A 1,869-nucleotide genomic window follows, 5' to 3' on the forward strand; every position below is an offset into this window, starting at 1 on the left:
TGCATCATCAAACTCTACTCGCCATAAATTAGTTCCAGTGGCCGCTGAGTAGGCAGAAAGTCGTGGGGGGAGGGGACGCTCCCACTGATTGACTCGGGGGGCCCAGGCTACAAACAATTTTCCATTCCAATAAGTAAGTAAATAATAGTTGTACGGCACTCTCACATAAACGCGGCTTTCTCCCAACTCTACATCCCATTTTGTAGTAAGCGTGAAAAGATTTTTCGCGCTAGTATAGTCATGCCAATGGTAGAAGGTGAGAAACAATTTTCCTTCTCCTATAACTGGATAGCATGTACGCATGCGATACCAATCTGAGTGAACCTCAGCTAAATGGGTACCGTCTGTTTCGTTAAAAATATGTGCTTTTTCATCAGGCCTTACTATAATTAGTCTTCCACTAGCTGCTATCATACCATCACATTGCTGGTTTATCTTCCAGGTAACTACTGCAGAAGTTGGGCCAACTGAAGATAAGAAGCCATTGTGTCTTTCATCTCCGTGGAATTGACTACAACTTGATGCTTGTTCACCTTCTGCTAGAACCATTAGGTTGCTAGAACATAATGAAAGCAGCATAACAGCTACTAAAACTATCTTTTTCATGCTTGTAAAGTAGTGGAGATTAAAATATTTAAATTTTTTACCGTGACCTACCTGTGATACCCGTAGTCCAAGCTCCAGCTATTGTGCCCTTTAATACGCACTATTGGGTTGGCTGGCCTACTGCCGACAATCCCTGGATTATGCCTGTACCCTGGTGGGCACAATTTAACTTAGTAGTCTCAGGTTACTATTCCCCAGCTAAAGGTCAGTGGGTTGGAGGCATAAAACCCGCTCGAGTAGACTATACCACCGTTTATTTCACAAAGGACACGCCAAAGTTCCGAGGGATAGACCTTGTGTGGTACGGTCCCTTTAAAGCCGGTGATGCGGCAAGGATACCCTCTGACGACGCTGATTTTTGGATCAAGAAGGGATATGCCTCATTAACACCGCAATTACCCACAGTAAGTATAGCCCCTGAGATTAAGCCGTTAGTAGAACAAGTAATAGCGCTTAATAGAACTCTATCCTCTTTGAGAGATAGCATAAACGATTTTGCGGCTGAATTGTCGGGTCTGTCGAACATAGTACTGCTAAATACTGTACTATTGGTTGTTCTGCTGTTTACCGTTATGTATTTGATTATTAAAACCAGAAAACAATAATTTTTTTATTTAATTATCATCTTTTTAATATATTTTTCATCTTAGGCACGTTTAAATAATGTTTTATGTGAATATTGATTTTATATTCGTATGATTTTTCCTGTGTCATCACCAGCGAATATTCCTAGAGTGGTTGCTTTTTCTTTAAACTCATAATCTTTAAGAATCTCTAGGAAGGCTTTCAGGGGCTGTTCTGTTAAGTAATCGGCGAGTGTTAGGAAGTCGAATCTCTCCTTCGTGATGGGTCTAAAGTCTAAACCCAAACTCTTAGCTGTCCACAGGGGACCTATGGTTACGTCGGCCTTACCGTTTAATACTCTTAGCGCTGCCTCGTAATGCGACAGGTAGCTGGAATCGTAACCCTTTATCCTGCTATGTAGGGCATGGAGGGGTATTCCATATTCGGTTGAAAGCTTTTTCAGTAAATAGTCAAGGAGGAGGTGGGTGCCACTACCTTTGTTCCTATTTGCTAGCACCACATCTCTTCTCAAAAGGTCTTCTGGCGAGAATATGTTTTTAGGGTTTCCGGGAGCTACAATAAATCCTATTTCACGCCAGTAGCCTCTGATAAGCACCAGATCCTTGCCAGCGTTTTTCTTAAGTAAGTGCAAGTTGTATTCACCCGTCTCCGGATCTATTACATGTACCCCTGCCAGGT

General features: G+C 42.2%; 3 protein-coding genes. 1 reads left to right on the forward strand and 2 read right to left on the reverse strand.

The window, feature by feature from the left end; genetic code table 11:
* The coding region (locus ACP5KC_RS10455; RefSeq protein WP_428287550.1) for a hypothetical protein at positions 1–606 on the reverse strand (606 nt) is incomplete at its 3' end.
* Positions 607–659: 53 nt separating this feature from the next.
* On the opposite strand from ACP5KC_RS10455, the gene ACP5KC_RS10460 reads away from it, so the two are divergent.
* Positions 660–1,211, forward strand: a complete 552-nt coding sequence (locus ACP5KC_RS10460) for a hypothetical protein (protein WP_428287551.1) — start codon at positions 660–662, stop codon at positions 1,209–1,211.
* Between the two features lie 80 nt (positions 1,212–1,291).
* Here the strand turns inward: ACP5KC_RS10460 and ACP5KC_RS10465 are convergent.
* On the reverse strand, positions 1,292–1,869 hold a 578-nt coding region (locus ACP5KC_RS10465), incomplete at its 5' end, for a substrate-binding domain-containing protein (protein WP_428287552.1).

Source organism: Infirmifilum sp. (genome assembly GCF_049970975.1).
GTDB classification, from domain to species: Archaea; Thermoproteota; Thermoprotei; order Thermofilales; family Thermofilaceae; genus Thermofilum; species Thermofilum uzonense.